18 protein-coding genes are annotated in these 17,628 nt (G+C 69.2%); 11 read left to right on the top strand and 7 right to left on the bottom strand.

The genetic code is table 11. From position 1 onward, the window contains the following. Positions 1-137: 137 nt before the first annotated feature. The 3 genes from pssA to BKN51_RS30555 all read right to left on the bottom strand — a co-directional run bounded on the left by pssA (position 138) and on the right by BKN51_RS30555 (position 2,609). Entirely contained in the window at positions 138-1,109 is a 972-nt protein-coding gene (pssA, locus tag BKN51_RS30575; RefSeq protein ID WP_101610931.1) for a CDP-diacylglycerol--serine O-phosphatidyltransferase, read from the bottom strand. Between the two features lie 3 nt (positions 1,110-1,112). After that, the gene (locus tag BKN51_RS30570) at positions 1,113-1,841 is read right to left on the bottom strand and encodes a phosphatidylserine decarboxylase (protein ID WP_101610930.1); all 729 of its coding nucleotides are present in this window, start codon (positions 1,839-1,841) and stop codon (positions 1,113-1,115) included. Between the two features lie 477 nt (positions 1,842-2,318). Next, positions 2,319-2,609 carry a GlsB/YeaQ/YmgE family stress response membrane protein gene (locus BKN51_RS30555; protein WP_101610928.1) on the bottom strand — a complete coding sequence of 97 codons (291 nt, stop codon included), beginning with the start codon at positions 2,607-2,609 and terminating at the stop codon, positions 2,319-2,321. A gap of 80 nt (positions 2,610-2,689) precedes the next feature. Here BKN51_RS30555 and BKN51_RS30550 point away from each other — a divergent pair, with 80 nt between their 5' ends. Continuing rightward, entirely contained in the window at positions 2,690-3,253 is a 564-nt protein-coding gene (locus BKN51_RS30550; protein ID WP_101610927.1) for an ArsR/SmtB family transcription factor, read from the top strand. Further along, positions 3,250-4,503 carry an MFS transporter gene (locus BKN51_RS30545; protein ID WP_101610926.1) on the top strand — a complete coding sequence of 418 codons (1,254 nt, stop codon included), beginning with the start codon at positions 3,250-3,252 and terminating at the stop codon, positions 4,501-4,503. The genes BKN51_RS30550 and BKN51_RS30545 overlap by 4 nt, the downstream gene beginning before the upstream one ends. 16 nt (positions 4,504-4,519) lie before the next feature. Here BKN51_RS30545 and moeA read toward each other — a convergent pair whose 3' ends face one another. Beyond that, positions 4,520-5,713: a molybdopterin molybdotransferase MoeA gene (gene moeA, locus BKN51_RS30540; RefSeq protein ID WP_101613544.1), complete on the bottom strand. Its 1,194-nt coding sequence runs from the start codon at positions 5,711-5,713 to the stop codon at positions 4,520-4,522. A 74-nt stretch (positions 5,714-5,787) separates the two neighbouring features. Between moeA and BKN51_RS30535 the strand changes: the two genes are divergently transcribed. From BKN51_RS30535 to groL, 5 genes are all read left to right on the top strand, one after another. After that, on the top strand, positions 5,788-6,465 hold the full coding sequence (locus BKN51_RS30535; RefSeq protein WP_101610925.1) for a TIGR00266 family protein: 678 nt from the start codon (positions 5,788-5,790) through the stop codon (positions 6,463-6,465). 4 nt (positions 6,466-6,469) lie between these two features. Beyond that, positions 6,470-7,093 carry an AIM24 family protein gene (locus BKN51_RS30530; protein WP_101610924.1) on the top strand — a complete coding sequence of 208 codons (624 nt, stop codon included), beginning with the start codon at positions 6,470-6,472 and terminating at the stop codon, positions 7,091-7,093. A gap of 114 nt (positions 7,094-7,207) precedes the next feature. Beyond that, positions 7,208-7,411, top strand: coding sequence for a cold-shock protein (locus BKN51_RS30525; RefSeq protein WP_076160121.1), 204 nt, complete (start codon positions 7,208-7,210; stop codon positions 7,409-7,411). A gap of 57 nt (positions 7,412-7,468) precedes the next feature. Continuing rightward, positions 7,469-8,911 (top strand): serine/threonine-protein kinase, encoded by a 1,443-nt coding sequence (locus tag BKN51_RS30520; protein WP_101610923.1) that lies wholly within the window; start codon positions 7,469-7,471, stop codon positions 8,909-8,911. Positions 8,912-9,173: 262 nt separating this feature from the next. Continuing rightward, positions 9,174-10,802 carry a chaperonin GroEL gene (gene groL / locus BKN51_RS30515; protein WP_101610922.1) on the top strand — a complete coding sequence of 543 codons (1,629 nt, stop codon included), beginning with the start codon at positions 9,174-9,176 and terminating at the stop codon, positions 10,800-10,802. 159 nt (positions 10,803-10,961) lie between these two features. Here groL and BKN51_RS30510 read toward each other — a convergent pair whose 3' ends face one another. Together BKN51_RS30510 and BKN51_RS30505 are read right to left on the bottom strand one after the other, a co-directional pair. Continuing rightward, positions 10,962-12,659, bottom strand: a complete 1,698-nt coding sequence (locus BKN51_RS30510; RefSeq protein ID WP_101610921.1) for a hypothetical protein — start codon at positions 12,657-12,659, stop codon at positions 10,962-10,964. A 211-nt stretch (positions 12,660-12,870) separates the two neighbouring features. Beyond that, a complete protein-coding gene (locus tag BKN51_RS30505) occupies positions 12,871-13,095 on the bottom strand; it encodes a PspC domain-containing protein (protein ID WP_101610920.1) in 225 nt (74 codons plus the stop codon). A gap of 129 nt (positions 13,096-13,224) precedes the next feature. Between BKN51_RS30505 and BKN51_RS30500 the strand changes: the two genes are divergently transcribed. The 4 genes from BKN51_RS30500 (at position 13,225) to BKN51_RS30485 (ending at position 16,604) form a co-directional block, all read left to right on the top strand. Continuing rightward, a complete protein-coding gene (locus BKN51_RS30500; protein ID WP_101610919.1) occupies positions 13,225-13,995 on the top strand; it encodes a nucleotidyltransferase domain-containing protein in 771 nt (256 codons plus the stop codon). Then, on the top strand, positions 13,995-14,789 hold the full coding sequence (locus tag BKN51_RS30495) for a transporter substrate-binding domain-containing protein (protein WP_101610918.1): 795 nt from the start codon (positions 13,995-13,997) through the stop codon (positions 14,787-14,789). Before BKN51_RS30500 ends, BKN51_RS30495 begins: the two co-directional genes overlap by 1 nt. A 78-nt stretch (positions 14,790-14,867) precedes the next feature. After that, positions 14,868-15,539 carry a hypothetical protein gene (locus BKN51_RS30490; RefSeq protein WP_101610917.1) on the top strand — a complete coding sequence of 224 codons (672 nt, stop codon included), beginning with the start codon at positions 14,868-14,870 and terminating at the stop codon, positions 15,537-15,539. Between the two features lie 156 nt (positions 15,540-15,695). Then, positions 15,696-16,604: a M23 family metallopeptidase gene (locus tag BKN51_RS30485; protein WP_174720470.1), complete on the top strand. Its 909-nt coding sequence runs from the start codon at positions 15,696-15,698 to the stop codon at positions 16,602-16,604. A 61-nt stretch (positions 16,605-16,665) separates the two neighbouring features. Here the strand turns inward: BKN51_RS30485 and BKN51_RS30480 are convergent, their stop codons facing one another. After that, complete coding sequence (locus BKN51_RS30480) at positions 16,666-17,610, bottom strand: o-succinylbenzoate synthase (RefSeq protein ID WP_101610916.1); 945 nt, start codon at positions 17,608-17,610, stop codon at positions 16,666-16,668. Between the last annotated feature and the right edge of the window lie 18 nt (positions 17,611-17,628).

Here is a 17,628-nt window from a genome sequence, read left to right as displayed (position 1 = left end):
AAGTTGTCCACAGGGTCACCCCGTTGTGGACAACTCCTGCTCCCCGCCCCCGTTTCCCCAGGTCCCGTCGGTCGGCCCCGATACGCTGGGCGCGGGGCCGTCCCCCTGGGACGGGCGGGGGGTGGGGGAACGCGGGGTCAGCGTTTACGGAGGCCGATCCGGCGCCACGAGCGGCGCCGGGGGCCCCGGCCGTTGTCGCGGTCCTTGTCGTTGGTGAGGGTGCGCGGAGCGCGTGCGACGTGCTGTTCGCCTCGCTGCAGCCGGACGCGCTGGGCGGCACCGGCCACCACGCGCCGCAGCGGCGGGCGCAGGCCCAGCCGTCGGCGGCTCGAGGAACGCCGGATCGCCCGCCGTTCCCGCGGCGGCGCCATCCACGCCTCCGGGTGATTGGCCAGCCAGCGCTGCCGGTACACCGAGTACGGGATGTGCGCCAGGTACAGCACCAGCGCGATAGCCAGCGCCACCAGCGGGAACTGGATGATCGCGGCGGCCAGCAGGCCCACCCCGACCAGCAGCGGCGCGATCGCCTTCGCCGGCGCCTTCACCGTCTTCAGCGAAAGCGTCGGGATCCGGCTGATCAGCAGCGCGGCCACGGCGATCGTCCACACCCACACCGTGTACTGGTGCGACCACCAGCCCTGCCCGAACTGCAGCTCCAGGATCAGCGGCAGCATCGCCAGCAGGCCACCGGCGGGCGCGGGCACGCCGACGAAGAACTCACCCGCGTACGGCGGCTGCTCGGTGTCCTCGATCAGCGTGTTGAACCGCGCCAGCCGCAGGATCATGCAGACCGCGAAGATCAGCGAGGCCACCCAGCCGATCCGCTCGCCCTCGGCGTGCCAGACGTACAGCACCAGCGCGGGCGCGACACCGAACGAGATGCCGTCGGACAGTGAGTCGAGCTCCTGCCCCATCTTCGACGTCGCGTCCAGCAGCCGCGCGATCCGGCCGTCGAGGCTGTCGAGCACCGCGGCGATCCCGATCGACGCGATCGCCATCGGATAGTTGCCGATCAGCGCGAACTGCACCGACGACAGACCGGCGCACAGGGCGAGCACCGTGATGGCGTTCGGCAGCAGCCGCACGCCGGGAGTGGTCACACGGACCATGGATCAGCCTTCCGAGTGCGGCGCCGAGGGCAGCTCGGCGATCGGGGTCTCGCCGCCGATCGTGCGCTGGCCCTTCGAAACGAGAACCTTGCTGCCCGGAGGCAGGTACAGGTCGACTCGCGAGCCGAAGCGGATGATGCCGTACGTCGAGCCGACGCCGACCTTGTCGCCCTCGCGGATGTCGCAGAGGATGCGCCGCGCCACCAGCCCGGCGATCTGCACCACGACGAGCTCGTGGCCGTCTTCGGTGCGCATGAGCACGGAGTTGCGCTCGTTGTCCTCGCTCGCCTTGTCCAGGTCCGCCGACAGGAACTTCCCGGGCCGGTACGCGACCCGCTCGATCACACCCGACGCCGGGATCCGCTGGACGTGCACGTCGAACACCGACAGGAACACGCTCACCCGCATCCGCGGTTCGGCGGACAGGCCCAGCTCGGGCGGCGGCACGGCCTCCTCGATCAGCGAGACCAGGCCGTCCGCCGACGCGACCGCGAGACCGGACTGGGCGGGCGGGACGCGCTTGGGCTCACGGAAGAACGCGGCCGTGGCGGCCGTCGCGAGCGCGCCGACGACACCGAGGCGCTTGGAGAACTTCCGCAGCACCAGCGTCGCGGCGAGACCGCCGAACACGAACGGCCTGCCGGCCGGGTGCATCGGCGGAACGGTCTCGCGGGCCAGCTTCACGGCGTGCGTGAGTGGGTTTCCAGTGGATTCCGGCCGGTTGCCGCTCATTGGTCGGGTTCACCGCAGTTCGTGTCGGGGGGTGGGGGCATGAAGAGCCATCACGCTACCGCCCTGTCCAGGGGCGGGCCGTGGCCTCCCCCGGAAGGGTTTCCCCGGCTCGGGTGGGAGGGACCACATCCCGGTAACGGAAGGTGGAAATAAGCGATAACTCTAGGTAATTGATGCCGATCGCCGACCTTGAGGACCCGCGAATGCCCGCCAGCCCGGACCCCGTAGGCGAGCGACTCGCCGAGCTGTTCCGAGCCTGGAAGAGGGACATTTCGGCGGCGCCGATGCCTTCGCTCATCGACCCCGTCCGCGCCGTCTCGGTCATCGCCGAGGCACGCGCGTCCGGATGCATATGCCCCCCGACGGCACATGCACCCGGACGCGGCCACTGGAACTGAGCGAACGTCCCACTCTAGTTCGCCGGACGGCCGTGATCACCGGTCGCGGGAAAACCGTTACCAACGGTCACTCCCATGATCACCGGCGATACGGCGGCCGCGAGTCGCGCCGCCCGGAGCCGCGCACCAGCCGCAGCAGGGCGAGCAGCACGATCGAGCCGAGAATGGCCACGCCGAAGCTGGGGAAGTCGAACTCGAAGGACCGCTCGGTGCCCGTCGCGAGGCGGTAGATGAAACCGCCGAGCGCCGCGCCGAGCACGCCGACCAGGATGCTGAACAGGCAGCCGCCACGCCGGTCCGGGCCGCCCACCACGACGTTGGCCAGCCACCCGGCGATGGCGCCGAACACGATCCACGAGAAGAAACCCATGCCACGAGATTACCGACGCGGATGGAGTAGCGCACAAGAAGACTTGTACAAGGACCCTTGTGCAACTACTGTTGTGCGTTATGGCCGACCGTGAAGTGCGTGAAGTCCACGATTCGAAGGTGCTCGCCGCGATGTCCCACCCGCTGCGGCGCCGCCTGCTCGACGTCCTCCGCCTCGACGGCCCGTGTACGGCGTCCGTGCTCGCCGAGCGGACCGGGCAGGCGGTCGGGAACGTCAGCCACCATCTGAAGGTGCTGGCCGCCAGCGACCTGGTCGAGGAGGCGCCGGAACTCGCCCGAGACCGGCGCGAGCGCTGGTGGCGCCGCGTCGGTTACGCGGTTTCCTGGTCGCCGTCGGACTTCCCCGACGACCCGGTCGCGGCCGCCGCCGAATCCCTCGCCCTCGAACGCCAGGTTTCCATGGCGCGCCAATGGTTCGCCGAACGCGAGACCTACCCGGAGGAGTGGCATCGAGCCGCCTTCGCCACCGACAGCTGGATGAAGCTCTCGGTCGCGGAAATGGCCGAAATCGAGGGACGGATCCAGGCACTGGTCCGGGAGTACAGCGACCGGGAACAGCCGGACGACGGCCAGGAACGCAGGCCGGTGTTCTTCGCCACCCGAGCCGTCCCGGCCCGGCCGTGAGCATCCGCGAACGCGGCGGATTGCTGCGCTCCCGGGATTTCCGGCTGCTCTGGACCGGCGAGACGACCAGCGTGCTCGGCAGTTCCATCGCGGTCGTCGCGCTGCCGCTCGTCGCCGTGGTCGCCCTGCAGGCCAGCACGTTCGCGGTCGGGCTGCTGACCGCGGCCGCGTGGCTGCCGTGGCTGCTGATCGGACTGCCGGCGGGCGCCTGGGTCGACCGGCGCCCGAAACGGCCGATCATGCTGGCGTGCAACACCTTCTCCATGCTGGTGTTCCTGAGCGTCCCGATCGCCGCGTGGTTCGGACTGCTCACGATGACCCAACTCCTCGTCGTCGCCCTGGCGGGCGGAGTCGCGAAGGTGTTCTTCAACGTCGCCTACCGCGCGTACCTGCCTTCGCTGGTCGAGAAGGAAGACCTCCAGGAGGCCAACGAGAAGCTGCAGGGCAGCGAGTCCGCCGCGCAGATCGGCGGTCCCGCTTTCGCCGGTCTGCTCGCCCACGCGTTCGGCGCCGTCGCCGGGGTGCTCGCCGACGCCGTCAGTTTCGGGATCTCCGTGCTGTGCCTGCGTTCCATCCGCTACCGCGAGCCGGAGCGCCCGGCCAAGACGCGGACGCGACTGCGGGACGAGATCCGCGAAGGTCTCGACTTCGTCCTCCACGACCGGTACCTGCGGGTGTTCGCGGTCTTCGGCGCGATCTCGAACGTCGCGCTCATGGGCTACCAATCGATCGAGGTCGTGTTCCTCGTCCGGGATCTCGGCGTGGGAGTGGGTACCGCCGGAATCGTGCTCGCCCTCGCCGGCCTGGGCGGCGTCGTCGGAGCCGCGTTGTCGGGCAAACTCGCCGCGCGGATCGGCACCGCGCGGGCCTTCGTGCTCTGCGAGGCCTTCGGGGCGCTGATGATGTTGCTGGGGCCGCTCGCGCGGGACGGCTGGGGGCTCGCCTTCTTCGTCGCCGCCGGATTCTCGCTCAGTGCCGGTGTCGTCGGCTCGAACGTCCTCAACGCCACCTTCAAACAGCGCTACGTCCCGGCGGCGATGTTCGGCCGGGTCACCGCGAGCATGTCCGTGCTCAGCTTCGGCGCGATCGCGCTCGGCGGCCTGCTCGGCGGGATCCTCGGTGAGACCGCCGGCGTGCGGCAGACGCTGGGCTTGATGGCCGGGCTCGAGGTCCTCGCCGTCGCGGCCCTGCTGTTCACGCCGATCGGCCGGTGCCGCGACTTCCCCTCCGGATCGCGTTTAGCGGGCTAAACGCGATCCGGCAGGGTCACAGCAGCAGGACGTCCACCTCGTCGCCCTGCTCGGCCGAGTCCACGTCCTCCGGCAGCACGATCAGGCAGTTGGCCTGCGTGAACGACGCCAGCAGATGCGAGCCGGGGCCGCCGCGCGGCCCGACGACCCCGGTGACCTCGCCCTCGGAATGCGTGTAGAAGCCCCGCCGGAACTGACGCCGCCCGGCGGGGGACTTCATCGCCTCGGTCAGCCGGGCCCGCACCTTCTGCCGGTCGACGCCGGAATGCCCCATCGCCGCGAGCAACGCCGGCCGCAGGAACGCCTCGAACGAGACGAGCACGCTCACCGGGTTGCCCGGCAACGTCACCACCGGCACGCCGTTCCACCGCCCGCAGCCCTGCGGCCCGCCCGGCTGCATCGCGACCTTCCGGAATTCCACGCCCTGCCCGGTCAGCGCGTCCTTCACCACTTCGTACGCCCCCGCGCTGACCCCGCCCGAAGTCACCAGAAGATCCACGTCCGCCAGCCGCGGCTCGATCACCGCGCGGAACTCGTCCACGTCGTCGACGACACTGCGCACGACCTCGGCCTCGCAGCCGAGCGCGCGGATCGCGGACGCCAGCATGATGCTGTTCGACTCGTAGATCTGCCCGTGCCGCAACGGTTCCGGCGCGTCGACGAGTTCGGTGCCGGTCGACACGACGAGCACCTTCAGCGGCCTCCGGACCGGAACCTCGGCGAGGCCGACAGCCGCCGCGAGACCCAGTTGCGCCGGGCCGAGCACGGTTCCGGCGGGCAGCGCCACCGTGCCCTCGACGACGTCTTCGCCGAGATGCCGGATGTGCGCGTCCGGGACGGCTGTCCTGAGAATCCGGACGTCGGTCACGCCACCGTCCGTGTGCTCGACCATCACCACCGCGTCCGCGCCGGGCGGCAGCGGGGCGCCGGTCATGATCCGGTGCGCGGTACCCGGCTCCAGCGTCCCGATCTCGACGCGGCCGGCGGGGATGTCGTCGGCGACGGGCAGTGTCACGGGAACCTCGGCGACATCCGCGGCGCGGACGGCGTAACCGTCCATCGCGGAGTTGTCGAACGGCGGCAGCGAAACCCCCGCGAGCACGTCCTCGGCCAGGACGAGCCCGGCGGCGGAGGCGAGCGGAAGGCTGATGACGGGGGCGTTCCCGAGCAGGCCGGTGACGGTCTCACGGTGGGTGTCGACGGAGATCACGCCGACCATCCTCCCGCCTCCGGGCCCGCATGCAAGACTCTGCGCGTCACAACGACCACCGGGGAGAAGAAGAGATGCAGGTTCAGATCCGTCACCAGCCATCGTTCGCGGTGGCGAGGCTCATGCTCGCGCCGGGTGAACCGGCGCAGGTCGAGTCGGGCGCGATGATGGCGACGAGCTACGGCGTGCAGGTCCAGTCACAGGCGCAGGGCGGCATCATGAAGGGCCTCGGCCGCGCCTTCCTCTCCGGCGAGTCCTTCTTCATCTCCACCTACACCGCCCCGCAGAACGGCGGCTGGGTCGACGTCGCCGCGAACCTGCCGGGCGACATGCAGATCATCAACCTCGACGGCCGCACCGGCTGGTGCGTCACCCGCGGCTCGTGGCTCGCGTCCTCCCACGGCGTGCAGACCGAGACCAAATGGGGCGGGCTCAAGAACCTCGTCGGCGGCGAAGGCGGCTTCCTGACCCACGCGACGGGACAGGGCCCGCTGGTCGTGGCCTGCTACGGCGCGCTGGAGACGGTCACCCTCCAACAGGGCGAGGTGATCACCATCGACACCGGGCACGTCGTCGCGTTCGCCGACACCGTGCAGTACCAGGTCCGCAAGGTCGCCACCGGCGTCATCCAGTCGATGAAGAGCGGCGAAGGCCTCGTCTTCGACTTCGCCGGGCCTGGCCAGCTGCTCACCCAGACCCGTAACCCGTCGGCGCTGTCCGCCTGGGTGATCGCCCAGGTCCCCGCCCGCTGAGCGCATGCGCGTCCAGACCAGGCACACCCCCAACTTCGGGGTCGCCCGCATCCTGCTGTCCCCCGGCGAAGCCGTCCAGGCCGCCGGGGACACCATGCTGGCCAGCAGTTTCGGCATCACCGAAACCGTTCCCGCGCGCGGCGGTTCCCGGGCGGGCAAAGCCGCCCCGTCGGTGTTCAACGCGCCGGAGGGCGGCGGCTGGATCGACTTCGCGCCGCTGACCGCCGGCGACGTCTACCCGCTGGAGTTCACCGGCGGCGCGGGCTGGTGCGTGAGCCGCGACGCGATCCTCGCCCGGCCGGCGACCATCAGGCAGGACCCCGGCTGGGCGCCGCTGCAGAAGCTCTTCGGGGCCGATTCCGGTTTCCTGGAGCACTACAGCGGAAGCGGTCCGCTCGTGCTGGCCGCGCAGGGCCCCGTCGACGCCTTCGAACTCACCGCGGGCGAACTCGTCACCGTGCGGCCGGACTTCCTGCTGGCCTATCCGGACACCGTGCAGTGCCGTCTCCGCGCCGTCGACCAGGCGGGCCCGCAGTCGGTCCGCACCGGCGAGGGGCTCGCGCTGGACTTCGCAGGACCAGGACGCGTCCTTGTGCAAGCGCGCAATAGGCGGCTTTCTCGCGGGTGACCTTAGGGCGAATCGACCATTGCCGACGCCGGTAATTCGGGTAGCGTGAACTGCACTCGAAACCGCCGTCCGGGGCAGAGAAGGCCGGCGGGCCCCGTGCTGAGGGAGTGCGCAGTGGCAGTCGGCACCGTCAAATGGTTCAACTCGGAAAAGGGCTACGGATTCATCGAATCCACCGAAGGGCCCGACGTCTTCGTCCACTACTCGGCCATTCAGGCCGACGGATTCCGGACGCTCGACGAGGGTGATCGCGTGGAATTCGAAGTCCAGTCCGGCCGTGACGGGCGGAGTCAAGCGGCGGACGTGCGCAAGGTTTAGCGCCGGGTTCAGGCGACCCCCGGCAGCCGCCGGAACTGGCGCGTTAGGCTGCGCTGCGTGACAGGCGATGAGTCGGGGGACCTGACCGGTCGCCGGCTGGGCAACTACCGCATCGACGGTGTGCTCGGCAAGGGCGGCATGAGCGTGACCTACAAGGCCACGGACGTGCGGCTCGGACGCAAGGTGGCACTGAAGGTCATCGGTGATCACCTGGGGGCCGACGCCGAGTTCCGCGAACGCTTCGTCGACGAGGCGCGGAACACGTCCGCGATCGACCACGCCAACGTCGTGCCCTTGTACGACTTCGGCGAGCTCGAAGGCATGCTCTACATCGCCATGCGGATGGTCGACGGCGGGGACCTCGCCGGGCTGATCTCCGGTGGCCCGATCGCGCCCGCCCGCACGCTCACCATGCTCGACCAGGTCGCCGACGCACTCGACACCCTGCACAACCGGGGTCTCGTGCACCTCGACGTCAAACCGGCCAACGTCCTGGTCACCAGCAAGGAGACCTCGCGCGAGCACGTCTACGTCGCCGACTTCGGCCTGACCCGCCGCGGCGCCACCGGGCACCGCACCCGCGGCGGCGACTTCCTCGGTTCGCCCACCTACGCCGCGCCCGAGCACCTGCGCGGCGAGCCGCTCGACGGCCGCACCGACCAGTACGCCCTCACCTGCGTCCTCTACGCCTGCCTGACCGGCAGCCCGCCCTTCAAGGGCGACGTGCAGACGGTCATCAAGGGGCACCTGAACGGCGAGCCCCCGGCCATCTCGCGGATCGTCGGCGTGCCCGCCGGGATCGACGAGGTCGTCCGGAAGGGAATGGCGAAGAATCCCGCCGATCGCTACCCGAACTGTGTTGAGATGATCGCGGCCGCCAGGCGCGCCCTCGGTCCGCTCGCGGCGTCGAACGAGCCCCCGGGCCCGCCAGGACAGGTGGCGGCCGCGACCGTCCAACAGGCGGTACCGCAACGGCAGAACACGCCGCCACAGGGAGAGGGGGGCCCCGTGCACCCGTACGGAGGACAGCAGCCCGGCTACGGCCAGCAGGGACCGGGGCCGCAGGGTCCCCCGCCGCAAGGCCCGCCGCCCGGTTACGGCCCGCCGCCGCAGCAGGGTGGCTACCAGCAGCCCGGTGGTTTCCAGCAGGGCCCGCCCCCGGGTTACGGCCCCCCGCCGCAGCAAGGCGGTTTCCAGCAGGGTGGCTTCCAGCAAGGCCCGCCCCCTGGCTACGGCCCCCCGCCGCAGCAGCAGGGCGGTTTCCAGCAGCAGCCCAAGAAGGGCGGCGGCGCCAAGTGGATCTGGATCATCGTCGGCGTCCTCGTGGTCGCGGGCGCGATCGTCGCGGCGATCCTCGTCTTCGGTGATTCGAGCAGTGGCAACGGTCCGCAGACCACCGCGCCGAACATCCCGGTCGGCCCCGGCGACTCGCAGTCGCAGTCCCCGGAGTCGTCGGCGAAGGCTCCTCCGACGTCGATCTCCATCAAGCCGGGCAACTGACGCGGCACCGCGCTGACCTGCGGTTCTTGCACTCGACCCTGGAGAGTGCTAAACACGGCATTGGCACTCGACGCCGTCGAGTGCCAGGCAGGCGGTCACCGACCGCTCGCCTGAAGGTCGGGACGGTGAGGCCGCACCCTTGAGTGGGTGGGTCGTCCGTCGCGGGCACCGAGCCTGGCCGAGGAAGAGTCCTGCCGCCGCGCTTCTGTGACATTCGAGACAGAGCGTGCGGCGGCGCCCAATACCGGAGGACCACACCGAAATGGCCAAACTGATCGCGTTCGACGAGGACGCCCGCCGCGGTCTTGAGCGTGGCTTGAACATCCTCGCCGAAGCCGTCAAGGTGACCCTCGGCCCGCGGGGCCGGAACGTCGTGCTCGAAAAGAAGTGGGGCGCGCCGACGATCACCAACGACGGTGTCTCCATCGCCAAGGAGATCGAGCTCGAGGACCCGTGGGAGAAGATCGGGGCCGAGCTCGTCAAGGAAGTTGCCAAGAAGACCGACGACGTCGCGGGTGACGGCACCACCACCGCCACCGTGCTCGCCCAGGCTCTCGTCCGCGAGGGTCTGCGCAACGTCGCCGCCGGGGCCGACCCCATCAGCCTGAAGCGCGGCATCGAGGCGGCCGTCGAGGCCATCACCGAGCAGCTGCACAAGATGGCCGTCCAGATCGAGACCAAGGAGCAGATCGCTGCTACCGCCTCGATCTCGGCCGCTGACCGCACCATCGGCGAGCTCATCGCCGAGGCGCTGGACAAGGTCGGCAAGGAAGGCGTCGTCACCGTCGAGGAGAGCAACACCTTCGGGCTCGAGCTCGAGCTCACCGAGGGTATGCGCTTCGACAAGGGCTACATCTCCGGTTACTTCGTGACCGACCCGGAGCGTCAGGAAGCCGAGCTCGAGGACCCGTACGTCCTCCTCTTCGGTTCCAAGATCTCCACCGTCAAGGACGTGCTGCCGCTGCTGGAGAAGGTCATCCAGTCCGGCAAGCCGCTGCTGATCATCGCCGAGGACGTCGAGGGCGAGGCTCTGGCCACCCTGATCGTCAACAAGATGCGCGGCACCTTCAAGTCCGTCGCCGTCAAGGCCCCGGGCTTCGGTGACCGCCGCAAGGCGATCCTGCAGGACATCGCGATCCTGACCGGTGGCCAGGTCATCTCCGAGGACGTCGGCCTCAAGCTGGAGAACGCGGACCTTTCCCTGCTGGGCAAGGCCCGCAAGGCCGTCATCACCAAGGACGAGACCACCATCGTCGAGGGTGCGGGCGACGCCGACCAGATCCAGGGTCGCGTCAACCAGATCCGCGCCGAGATCGAGAACTCGGACTCGGACTACGACCGCGAGAAGCTCCAGGAGCGTCTGGCGAAGCTGGCCGGCGGCGTGGCCGTCATCAAGGCCGGTGCCGCCACCGAGGTCGAGCTGAAGGAGCGCAAGCACCGCATCGAGGATGCAGTGCGCAACGCCAAGGCCGCCGTCGAAGAGGGCATCGTCGCCGGTGGTGGCGTCGCTCTCATCCAGGCCGCCGAGGCTGCCTTCGCCGGTCTGAAGCTCGAGGGCGACGAGGCCACTGGTGCCAACATCGTCAAGGTCGCCGTCGAGGCGCCGCTCAAGCAGATCGCGATCAACGCCGGCCTCGAAGGCGGCGTCGTGGCGGAGAAGGTCAAGTCCCTCCCGCAGGGTCACGGCCTCAACGCCGCCACCGGTGTCTACGAGGACCTGCTCGCCGCCGGCGTGCCGGACCCCACGAAGGTCACCCGCTCCGCGCTGCAGAACGCCGCTTCCATCGCGGCGCTGTTCCTGACCACCGAAGCCGTCGTGGCGGACAAGCCGGAGAAGGCCTCGGCCGCTCCCGCCGACCCGTCCGGTGGCATGGGCGGCATGGACTTCTGAGTTCGAGCCCGTAACACCGGAAAGCCCGGACGCGCCTCGCGCGTCCGGGCTTTTCCTTTGCCGTGAAGTGAGGATCTGGTTTCGGTCGGGGTGGTCGTGAGTGGCGCTTCGTGATCGCCGCCCGATCACGACCACCCGACCGACGGCGGTCCGACGGGCCTAGACCTGCCCGTCCACCAGGTACCCGCCGCCCTGCCGCTGGCGGTCTTTCTCGTACGGGTTGGTGGAGTTCGGGTCCGAAGGCTTCCTGGGTTCGAGGTTCGTCCGGTCGGTCGAGCCCGCCTCCTTGGCCGGGTTCTCCCTTTCGACCGTCTCGGGATTGGGGTCGATCTTTTTCCTGCCCGCGGTGGCGTTCTCCCAGTCCGCGAACAGCTTCTTGAGATCGTCCGAGAGCTGCCCGTCCGTTTTCGCGTAGGCCTCGGCGGCCTTCCGGAGCTGCTCACCGGCGAGCAGGAACCGGGCGCAGCTCGTCCTCATGAACTGTTCGACGGCGTCGCGGATCTCCAAGGTCGAGTCGTCGCCCGTGCACGTCTGCTCGTCACGGCCCGCGAGGTGCCGGTCGGCACGGTCGGCCTCGGCGAGAATCCGCAGTTGTGCCGAATACCCCTCGGCCGCTTCGAAACAGGTTTGCGCGACCCGCAGGAGAAAGTGGATCTTGACGGTGATCCCCGTGTTCTTCTCGCGCTCGGTCCGGTTCGGCAGCGTGTTCGCCGTGAGGTCGTAGAGCTCGAGGTTGTAGCTGTGCACCCCCGCGATCGCCTTCTGCAGAACCAGCACGTCCCCGCCGAAGTCGTCTTCGAGGCCGGACAACGCGTTGTGTTCGTCTTGGATCGAGGTGGTGAGCTTCTGCAGGATGTCCTGGAGGGACATGGCGTCCTGCTCGACGGTGAGTCCCTTGATGACCCCGCCGACGAACCCGGCGAGGTCGAGGACCGCGCCTACCGGGCCGAGGACCTTCCCGCCCGCCTCGTTGACGGTGTTCACGACCTTGCTGAGTTTCGCCCCCGCGGACAGCAGGCTGGTCGCGATCCCGTGGATCGCCGACGCCCGATCGACCTTCTCCAGGATCGCGTCCGCGGTGAAGACCTTGAGCGTGACCTTTTCGTCCAGCTTCTTGGTGGCCCAGTTGAGCCGTTTGACGATGTTGAGCCGGGTGGCCTGGATCGTCGCGGCGCGCGTGGAGTACAGGCTGGACAGGCTGGCGAGGATGAGCGACTGGTTCAGCATGGTCGGCGCGATCGAGGCGAAGAATCCGGCTCGGAAGGCCTTGGCGGCGAGCCCGGTCCACTCGATGAACCAGTCCTCGTCCGAGCTGGTCGCCCCGTCCAGCCACTCGACGTTCCGGACGACCGCGCCCTGCCCCAGCAGTTCGGTCACCCGCCCGTTCTTGTCGTGGAAGCCGAGGTTGCCGGCGACGTTCAAGTACGTGTTGTGGGCGGCTTCGAGCTTCGCGAGGTCAGGGCCCTCCAGCTGGGGGACGAACTTGGCGACCTCCTGCCGCCGGTTCCAGGCCAGCCGCTCGATCTGGGCCAGATTCTTCTCGACGTGGCACTCGACGTACTTCTGGGTCTGCGGATTCCAGCCCTGGCAGTGGACGTCCTTGTAGTGGCCGAGCATGCCGTCCATGACCCAGGTCAGGTATCCGCAGAAGTCGTCGGAGCCCGACAGGTGGCCGTACGATTCGGCGGGCCATTGCCAGGCCCAGGGCTCGGTCGAGCACGGAACGGCGGGCGAGAGCTTCGTCATGGCGTCGACGGCGTCTTCCGTCCAGCGCTTGGTGAGCGCCTTGCAGAAGTCGTCCAGCGCGCCATCGAGCATCCTCTTGTACTCGCTGAGGCTGAGATAATTGCCGGCCATGGAGGCCCCCGCTTCCCGCTCCCTGTGACAAAGTCATGGGGAGTGTAACGGTGAACACGCGGTCGCGCGGCCGAACTCCGGAAAAGCGAAAAGCCCGGACATCCCCATGTCCGGGCCCCTCACCTTTTCCCCCTGCCCCCGCGGATCGCGTTTAGCGGGCTAAACGCGATCCGGTGGACGCCGCGTCCCCTGCGCGCGGCGTCCACCTCGATCAGGATTCGCCCGGCTGCTCCGGAGTCAGGAGCCACGCGGCGACGTAGACCGGGATCGCGAAACCGGCGGTGAAGAAGGCGCCCGCCACCAAGGCGATACGCAGGATCGCGGCGTCGATCCCGAAGTAGGCGGCCCAGCCGCCCGCGACGCCCGCGATCATCTTGTCGGTCCGGCTGCGGAAGAGCTTCTTGGTGGCCTGGGGGGTGTACACGCTGTTCGTCATGGCTCAATGTTCGCCCGGGACCGACCCCCGGCACATCGGGGTACGGCCCCGGTCCGACCCTGGAATCCGACCCTGAGGGGGCGGAAAACCGGATGCCCGGGCGGTGTCGACGCGGGTACAACTTCTCGGGTGAAACACGACAGCCCCGAATTCGCCGCCATCGCCGAGCAGGGCATGATCCTGCGCTGCCAGGTCGGGTCCGGGCTGCACGGCACCGCCGTGCTCGGCCAGGACGACCGGGACGAGCTCGGCATCTGCGTCGAGCCGCCGGACCACGTGATCGGCCTCGAGCGGTTCGAGCAGTACATCTTCCGCACGCAGCCCGAAGGCGTCCGGTCGGGTCCCGGTGACCTCGATCTGACCGTCTACTCGCTGCGCAAGTGGATGCGTCTCGTGCTCAACGGAAATCCGACCGTCCTGCTGCCGTTGTTCGTGCCGGAGTCCGAGATCGTCGTGATCGACGAGCTCGGCGCCGAGCTGCGGGAGAACGCGCACCGGATCGTCTCGCGCGCCGCGGGCCTGCGGTTCCTCGGCTACTCACGCGCCCAGCGCGAGCGGATGCTCGGGCTGCGGGGCAAGGACGGGCGGCCGGAGCTGATCGAGAAGTACGGCTTCGACACGAAGTTCGCCATGCACATGGTGCGCCTCGGCGTGCAGGGCGTGGAGCTGCTGGAGACCGGGCGGATCACGCTGCCCGTTCCCGAACCGTGGCTGAGCTGGCTCCGTGATCTGAGGCAGGGCAAGAAAACCCGCGAGGAAGCGTTGGACGCGGCCGAGTCCCTGGAGCGTCGTCTCGAAGAGCTGGTGCGCGGATCCTCGCCGCTGCCGGAGGCGCCGGACGCCGCATGGGCCGACGCTTGGCTGGTGCGCGCCTACCTCAGGGCGTGGAAAATGCCTTGATGACGATCAAGGCGAAGGCGCTCACTTTCGGGGTCGCGGTGCTGACCGTGCTGGGAATCGGCACGGCCAGTGCCGCACCCGAAGGCCATGACGCACGAAGCAGGCTCGACGTCGTCCAGGCCCGCGGCGAACTCCGCGTGTGCTCGACGGGGGACTATCGCCCGTTCACCTATCGCGACGCCGCGGGCGCGTGGAGCGGGATCGACATCGACCTCGCGGGCGACCTCGCCTCGCGGCTCGGCGTCCGGCTCCAGCTGGTCCAGACCACTTGGAAGGCGATCGCCGACGACGTCGGGCTGAAGTGCGACCTGGCGATGGGCGGCGTGTCGGTGACGCTGGACCGGGCGAAGAAGGGTTTCTACACCGCTCCGTATCTTCGTGACGGCAAGACGCCGATCACCTTGTGCGAGAACGAAAAGCGCTTCCGGACGCTCGAACAGATCGATCAGCCGGGGGTGCGGGCGATCGTGAATCCGGGCGGTACCAACGAACAGTTCGCCGACGCCAACCTCAAGCGGGCGACCATCGTGCGGCATCCGGACAACAACACGATCTTCGCCGAGATCATCGCGGGCCGCGCCGATCTGATGATCACCGACGCGACCGAAACCCGTTGGCAGGCAAAGCAGAACTCGCGCCTGTGCGCGGTGCATCCCGACGAGCCGTTCACCTTCTCGGAGAAGGCGTACCTCCTGCCGCGCGACGTCGTGTTCAAGGAGTGGGCCGACCAGTGGCTGCACCTCGCCCTGAACGACGGCACCTACGCGCGCATCGCGAAACCTTGGCTCGGCTGAAATCGGTTTGAACCACTTTCGTTATCCGACCGTATCTCCAGATGTGGGTGAGGAGGAACCAGACCGGAGGAAACACGGATGATGAACAGCGCCGGGAAACACCGCAAGCGCGCGACGATCGGCATCGCGTCCGTACTCGGGGTGGCCGCCATCGCCGCGGCGATGTTCGCGGTCAGCACGCCCGACGGCCAGGCCTCGGAAAGCTGTCAGGGACTGGACACCGCCCTCCGGAACAATCTCAACTTCATCGCCGGTCAGCAGGCGGATCCGGACGCCCTCTCCGAGGCGCGGATCGCCAACCGGCAGGCCGTCGTCGACCTCATCCAGCAGCGCCGCCAGGCCGCGACCTGCACCGAGGTCGTCCAGGCCGACGGCGGGAAGCAGGAGCAGAACCAGGCCGCGGACGAGGCCGAGAAGGCCGCCGAACAGGACGCCGGGATGGACGACGCCGTGGCGGGCGAGGACGAGGCGGCCGACCAGGAGGACGCGGCCGCGGGGGGCGGCGAGGTCGTCTGCCAGGGATCCACGGTGACGTTGTCCGGCGAGGGCGGCGCGCCGGCCGCGTCCAGTGACGAGTTCCCGGCGGGCACCAAGCTGAAGGTGACGAACCTGGACAACGACAAGTCCACGACCGTCGAGGTCACCGGCGTTTCCGGGAGCTGCGCGCTGCTGAACAACGCCGCCTTCGAGCAGGTTCGCGAACCGGGGAAGTTCCTGATCCGCCGGGCCGTCATCGAGCGGGTCGGCTGACAGCCAGCACCGGAACGGGGAAGACGCGGACGGATCCGGTGCGGCGGCGGCGCGAGTCCTCCTGGTCCCCTCGGCCAGGAGGGCTCGTGGCCGTTTGTATCTCGCTTGTACGCCCTTTCGGGACGCTTCTCGCGAAACGCCGAGAAAGGACATCCGATGAGATTCAGACGACTGGCCACCGCGGCCGCCACCGCCTTGCTGGGCATGGCCGGGCTGGCGATCACCGCGACGTCGGCCGAAGCCGCCGTCGGTCCGCGTCCCAACTTCCAGCTCCCGTTCCCCTGCAACCAGGTGTGGAACGGCGACAACGACAACAGCAGCGCGCACCGGGCCTACGAAATCGACTTCAACCGCGGCAGCTCCGCGGGGGCGGACCTGGGCGACACCGTCGTCGCGGCGGCTGCCGGCAAGGTGGTCACCTCGGCGCACCAGGGTTCGGCGAACGGCTTCGGCAACCTGGTGAAGATCGACCACGGTGGGGGATGGTCGACCTACTACGCGCACCTGAAGGTGCGTTCGGTCGCGGCGGGCGTCCAGGTCGCGCAGGGGCAGAAGATCGGCGAGGTCGGCAACACCTCCAAGCCGGGCAACAACATCAGCCCCCACCTGCACTACGAGGTCCGCACCAACGACGCCCTGTGGCCCGACAACATCAAGCCCGCGTACTTCAACGGCGTGAAGTTCGGCTACCCCAACGCGAACGTGACCTCCAAGAACACCTGCGGTGGCAGCGGGAACCCCAACCCGTACGACGCCGTCGAGGTGTGCGGCGACGGCTACAAGGTGATCGACTCGCAGGCGCTCGGCAGCGCCGCGACCACGTACCTGCTGTACAACGGCACGAACAAGAACAACTGCGTCACCACCATCAAGTCCACCTCGGTGGGCACGGGCAGCGCGGTTTCCGCCTTCCTCGAAGTGGAAGGCGCGGCCAGGAAGACCGACTCCGGAAGTTTCGAGTACTACGCGGGCCCGGTGAGCGCGGCCGCGGGCGCGAAGTGCGTCAAGTGGGGCGGCTCGGCGGGATCCTCCAGCTATGAATCCCCGCTGGAGCACTGCGGCTGATCTCGGCTCAGGGACGCTATGAAAGGCCCGTTACTTGCAAAATTTGCAAGTAACGGGCCTTTCATAGCGTCCGCAGGTGGGCACGGACGCGAGTGAAGCGGTCTTCCCAAGCGGCCCGGACCTCCGGAGCGGCGGCGTGACCGGCGAACAGGCCGGGATCGGGAGCGGCGCGCGGCACCGGCAGGCGACCGTCCACAGGGGACAGTGACTCGCCGCAGACGTCCCCCGTCAGCAACGACATCGTCCCCAGCCCGCAAGCGAAGTCCAAAGCGGGCAGCGCACCCGCGAGCGCGAGCCCGGCGGCGAGCCCGACGCTCGTCTCGACGGCGGAGGACACCACGCACGGCAGGCCGCAGGCTTCGGCGACCTCCAGCGCGCGCCGGACCCCGCCCAGCGGCGCGACCTTGAGAACGGCGACGTCGGCCGCTCCCGCCACGGCCACCTTGAGCGGGTCTTCGGCCCGGCGGATCGATTCGTCGGCGGCGATCCGCACGCCGACCCGGCGCCGGACGTCGGCCAGTTCGTCGATCGACGGGCACGGCTGCTCGGCGTATTCGAGCCCGCCCGCCGCGCGGTCCAGTTCGCCGATGGCCTTGACCGCGGTATCGACGTCCCAGGCCATGTTCGCGTCGACGCGGATCGCGCCCGACGGGCCCAGCGCTGCCCGCACCGCCTCCACCCGGGCGCAGTCCTCGGCGAGGCTCACCCTCGGGTCGGCGACCTTCACCTTCGCCGTGCGGCAGCCCGACGCGGCGACGAGTTCGTACGCCTTTTCCGGCGACACCACCGGGACGGTCGCGTTCACCTCGACGCTGTCCCGGACCGGCGACGGCCAGCCGCGTTCGCTCGCCTCCAGCGCGGACGCGAGCCACGGCGCGCTTTCGGCGTCGGAGTAGTCGGAGAACGGGCAGAATTCGCCCCAGCCTGCGTCACCGCGGATCAGCAGTCCTTCACGGACCGTGATGCCGCGGAACCGCGTGCGCAGGGGGATCGCGTAGACGTCCATCGCCGCCGATCATGCCAC

The sequence above is a fragment of the Amycolatopsis sp. BJA-103 genome (assembly GCF_002849735.1).
In the GTDB taxonomy this organism is placed as follows: domain Bacteria; phylum Actinomycetota; class Actinomycetes; order Mycobacteriales; family Pseudonocardiaceae; genus Amycolatopsis.
This window is presented reverse-complemented; position numbering and strand designations above follow the sequence as displayed.